Source organism: Ruoffia sp. FAM 20857 (assembly GCF_045528645.1).
Taxonomy (GTDB): Bacteria; Bacillota; Bacilli; order Lactobacillales; family Aerococcaceae; genus Ruoffia; species Ruoffia halotolerans.
This window is the reverse complement of record NZ_JBGQRB010000075.1, coordinates 1-5,283: the sequence shown is the minus strand read 5'-3', so window position 1 is coordinate 5,283 and position 5,283 is coordinate 1. Positions and strand designations below refer to the sequence as shown.

At 36.0% G+C, this 5,283-nt stretch carries 5 protein-coding genes; all 5 read left to right on the top strand.

Features of this window, described 5'->3' with window-relative positions:
- Nucleotides 1-332: 332 nt before the first annotated feature.
- The 5 genes from metG to ACEN4N_RS10960 all read left to right on the top strand — a co-directional run bounded on the left by metG (nt 333) and on the right by ACEN4N_RS10960 (nt 5,028).
- Nucleotides 333-2,366, top strand: a complete 2,034-nt coding sequence (gene metG, locus ACEN4N_RS10980; RefSeq protein WP_407090760.1) for a methionine--tRNA ligase — start codon at nt 333-335, stop codon at nt 2,364-2,366.
- A 97-nt stretch (nt 2,367-2,463) separates the two neighbouring features.
- Nucleotides 2,464-3,258, top strand: coding sequence for a TatD family hydrolase (locus ACEN4N_RS10975; RefSeq protein WP_407090761.1), 795 nt, complete (start codon nt 2,464-2,466; stop codon nt 3,256-3,258).
- Nucleotides 3,248-3,835, top strand: a complete 588-nt coding sequence (gene rnmV, locus ACEN4N_RS10970) for a ribonuclease M5 (protein ID WP_407090762.1) — start codon at nt 3,248-3,250, stop codon at nt 3,833-3,835. The genes ACEN4N_RS10975 and rnmV overlap by 11 nt, the downstream gene beginning before the upstream one ends.
- On the top strand, nt 3,822-4,703 hold the full coding sequence (gene rsmA, locus ACEN4N_RS10965) for a 16S rRNA (adenine(1518)-N(6)/adenine(1519)-N(6))-dimethyltransferase RsmA (RefSeq protein ID WP_407090763.1): 882 nt from the start codon (nt 3,822-3,824) through the stop codon (nt 4,701-4,703). Before rnmV ends, rsmA begins: the two co-directional genes overlap by 14 nt.
- A 91-nt stretch (nt 4,704-4,794) precedes the next feature.
- A complete protein-coding gene (locus tag ACEN4N_RS10960) occupies nt 4,795-5,028 on the top strand; it encodes a Veg family protein (RefSeq protein ID WP_407090764.1) in 234 nt (77 codons plus the stop codon).
- Nucleotides 5,029-5,283 lie beyond the last annotated feature (255 nt).

Genomic DNA, 5,283 nt, shown 5'->3' with positions numbered 1-5,283 from the left:
CAAGTGAATTCTCCTTTTAGTAATGTATGGTAACTTTATTATATAGGAATTCACTGGCTTTTGTGTACATACAAAAAAAGGTGTCAGTGAGATTTCTCTCACCAACACCAAAAATTCAAGAACCAATTTTTCTAGGCAAACTCACACCACACCGTGATGCTATATGGCTTAGGCTATAAGAAAGTACGCCACACCGGGATGTCATTTGTCTTAGAATGTGACAGACATTCACTCGCTAATAAAATCCGCTATCAATTTTCAATGTATAAAGCATAACAAGTGTGAGTATGCTATAATGTATTAAAATTATATTATGTAGGAGGCACTCATTCGTGACCGAACAAACAAAACCAACTTTTTATATTACAACGCCAATATATTACCCAAGTGGTAAATTACATATTGGTAATGCCTATTCAACATTAGCCTGCGACGCTATGGCTCGATATAAACGATTAATGGACTATGATGTTTACTTCTTAACAGGAACAGATGAACACGGCCAAAAAATCGAAACTAAAGCAGAAGAATTAGGTATTAAACCGCAAGCCTATGTAGATGGAATGGCAGAATCAATTAAAGAATTATGGAAATCATTAGAGATTACAAATGACGGTTTTATTCGTACAACTGAAGAACGTCATAAGAAAGCGATTCAAACAATCTTTGAACGTTTACTTGAACAAGGAGACATTTATCTAGGTGAATACTCAGGTTGGTACTCAGTGAGTGACGAAGAATACTTTACTGAAAGCCAATTATCAGAAGTTTACCGTGATGAAGACGGGAATGTCATTGGTGGAGTCGCACCATCTGGACACGAAGTAGAATTAGTTAAAGAAGAATCTTATTTTTTTAAACTAAGTAAATATGCTGAACGTTTAGAAGCATATTACGATGCCCATCCTGAATTCTTACAACCAGCATTCCGTAAGACTGAAATGGTTAATAACTTTATTAAACCAGGTTTAGAAGATTTAGCTGTATCAAGAACGTCATTTTCTTGGGGAATCCCAGTAAAATCGGATCCTAAACACGTCGTTTACGTATGGATTGATGCATTATCTAACTATATTACTGCCCTAGGTTACGGAAATGATGACGATAGTCTCTTCAAACATTTCTGGCCGGCAGATGTGCACGTGATTGGTAAAGATATTTCTCGTTTCCACATGATTTATTGGCCAATTTTATTAATGGCATTAGATATTCCTTTACCGAAGCAAATTTTTGCTCACGGTTGGCTATTAATGAAAGACGGAAAAATGTCTAAATCTAAAGGAAATGTTATTTACCCTGATACACTAATTGAACGTTATGGCTTAGATGCTACGCGTTTCTACTTATTAAGAGAAATGACGCAAGGAAATGATACGGTCTTTACACCAGAAGATTTCGTTAACCATATTAACTTTGAATTAGCGAATGATTTAGGAAACTTATTAAATCGTACAATTGCGATGATGAATAAGTATTTTGATGGCCAAATCCCAACTGATTTATCAACCTTTGAAAATACTGAATTCGATGCTTCCATTGAAGTATTTATCGAAAAAGAAATCGCAGATTACCATGCAGCCATGGAACGTTTAGATTTTCACTCGGCTTTAAATAATGTGATGGCAATCGTATCTCGTACGAATAAATATATTGATGAGACAATGCCTTGGACTTTGGCAAAAGAAGAAGAAAGCCGAGCTCAATTAGCATCTGTTATGTATCATTTAGCAGATTCATTACGAATTGTGGCACATTTATTACGCCCAATTATGCCAAATTCGCCTGCGCAAATCTTTGAACAACTCGGTATGCCTTCAGAAATAGACCGTTTGTTGTCAAACCTTGCACTAAAACAAGTGCCTGAGATTACAACAGTGATTAAAAAAGGTGTGCCAATCTTCCCAAGATTAGATACTGAAGAAGAAATTAAGTTAATCCAAGAAGCAATGAGTAGCAAAGGCAACAATGAATCAACTGGTAAAGTTGATGATGAAGACTGGGATCCAGAATCAGTGGAATTAGTCTATGATGAAACTGAATCAGTAGAGTTTACGGACTTCATTAAAACAGAAATGAAAGTGGCTGAAGTTATCGATGCTGCACCAGTAGATGGGTCTAATAAGTTACTTAGATTCCGCTTAGACGCTGGGGATAAAGGACATCGTCAAATCTTATCTGGAATTGCGAAATACTATCCAGATAACGAAGCTTTAATTGGTAAAAAGGTCCTAGTTGTAGCGAACCTGAAACCACGTAAGATGATGGGATATATCAGTCAAGGTATGATTCTTTCATCTGAATCAGATGGCAAATTAACATTACTATTTGCTGATCCAGAAGCAGCAAACGGAAGTTTAATCGGATAATTTATATATATAAAACCTTAGTCTCGTTTATTGATTGAGATTAAGGTTTTATTCAGTTATTCTTTATAAGAGACTCTAACAAGGAAGGTAAGATATTTTGAAGTTATTTGATACCCACACGCATTTGAACGCCAATCAATTTGAAGGCATTGAATCAGAAATTATCCAACAAGCTAAAGATAATGATGTAGAATATATGGCGGTTGTTGGCTTTGATGAGAAGACCATTGAGAAGAGTTTATTACTCAGCCAAGAGAATGAACACATTATTAGTGTTATCGGTTGGCATCCAACAGAAGCGTCACGTTACAATCAAATCATCGAAAAGCAACTCGAAGAAAAACTCGTAGCACCAAAAGTTCAAATGTTAGGTGAAATTGGGCTTGATTACTATTGGCCAAATTCTACTAAAAAAGATCAACACCGAGTATTTAGACGTTTAATTGCGATGGCAAAGGAACATAATTTACCAATCACTATTCATAACCGAGATGCAACGGATGATGTTTATAAAATTTTAAAAGAAGAAGGTATTCCTAAAACAGGTGGTATCATGCATTCATATGGTGAAAGCAAGGAAGACGTATATAAATTCCTAGATTTAGGAATGCATATTAGCTTTAGTGGTGTACTAACTTTCAAAAAGACAGAAGACGTACGTGAAGCGGCTAAAGTTGTTCCAAATGACCGACTTTTAGTTGAGACAGATGCACCATACTTAGCTCCGGTACCGAAACGAGGTAAACGCAACGAACCTGCCTATGTTCGCTATGTGGCAGAAGTTCTCGCGCAAGTGAAAGACATGCCACTAGATGAAATTGCGACCTTAACAACGAATAATGCCTTTGAATTGTTTAATTGGTATCCAGAAACGAAGCAAAATGAAAAATAATAAACAAGCCAATACGCCGCAAGAAGTCATTATTGTTGAAGGGCGAGATGATACGAAGAGATTAATCGAAGCATTCGGTAAAACTGTTCAGACAATTGAAACGAATGGCTCAGCTATTAATCAAGCAACACTCGAAGAAATTAGAGCAGCCCATGAAAAGTTAGGGGCTATTGTCTTTACGGATCCTGACTTTCAAGGAGAGCGTATCCGACGAATTATAGAACAAGCGATCCCTAGCGTTAAACACGCGTATATTAAGCCAGAAGAGGCGAATGCAGGAAAGCGAGGAAAGAGTTTAGGTGTTGAACATGCGACCAGAGAAAGCATTATAAAAGCACTTGAAGCTGTTATGACACCGAATAGTGTCGAACCGGTATTTATTCACAAAGCAGAATTAATGCGACTCAAACTCATTGGTCACCCCGAAGCAAAAGTCCGTCGAGAATATATATCAAACCATTACCATCTTGGACACATTAATGGTAAACAATTACAGAAAAAGCTAGCAATGTATCAGATTACTTTAGAAGAATTAACAAATCAATTGAAAGCAGGTGAACAAAATGGAAACATCTAAACGATTAATTGCCACACCCACAAGAACTGCCGAAATCATGAATCAATACGATATAAAGATGAAGAAGAGTTTAGGACAAAACTTCTTAGTTGAGCCATCTATCTTAGACAAAATGATTCAAACATCTGATATTACCAAAAATACAACGGTCATCGAGATTGGTCCAGGAATTGGGGCACTAACTGAATTCTTAGCCCTATCTGCCAAAGAGGTCATTGCCTTTGAAATTGATCCCCGTTTTGTAAAAATATTAAGTAACACACTATCTGAATATGAGAATGTAAAAGTTGTACATGAGGATATCTTAAAAGTGAATTTTAATGATCTAGAATTCGATTATTTAAAAGATGCAGAAGATTTAATCGTTGTTGCTAATTTACCTTATTACATCACAACGCCGATTATTATGCACTTATTGGACACAGATTTGCCTTTCAACCGTTTAGCAATGATGATGCAAAAAGAAGTGGCAGAACGAATGACTGCGGAAGTAGGAACGAAAGCTTACAATTCATTGACGATTGCCATCCAGAATAAAATGGAAGCTACTATTTCCTTTATTGTCCCAAAAAGTGTCTTCATTCCAAAACCTAATGTTGATTCAGCCGTTTTAATGTTGAGACGCCGCGAGAAAGCATTAGTTGAAGTAGAGAATCCAAGAGAGTTTGAGAAGTTCATTCAAATGGCTTTTACACAACGGCGTAAAACAATTTGGAATAATGTCAGAAATTATTATCAAAATGGAGAAGCGGACCAAACTAAATTAGCCGCAGGCTTTGAACAAGCTGAAATCGATCCCAAGCGTCGTGCCGAAACACTAACAGTATATGAATTCGAAGAATTATTTAATAAATTAAGTGAAATTTAATTAAAAATTCGCTTGTCACTATTCAAGAGTTGTGGTATCATTGACTTTTTTAATCACAACGTGCTATAATGTGACGGTGAGGTGATTGGGAATGCCAAATGAATTATCAGAGATAAAGACTTATTTGGAAGATCGTGTTGGTGAAGAGATTAGTGTGACTGTTCAATTGGGACGTAAAAAGAAAAAAGAACGTAAAGGTGTCCTAAAAGAAACATATCGTTCAGTCTTCATTGTAGATTTGAATCAAGACGAAAATGATTTTGATCGCATAAGTTACAGCTACCGTGATATATTAACGAATACAATTGAATTAGAATTCAAGTAGCCTTATATATACTGATAAATACCTTAGCTATTCGCACTCAGAACGAATAGTAAGGTATTTTTTAGTTATATGAGCAAATAAATAGCCAGACCGTTGAAGTAGTTTTATCTTCTTGGGTCTGGTTTTTATGGCTCTTTGTCAAATAGGGTTGATGACTCATTTTAATCAAGATCAAGCAGCATAAGTTGTTGCTTGATCTTTTTTATTTGTCTGAGGGACATATAATCGCGTCATAAGTAAAATACGGTCTCTAAA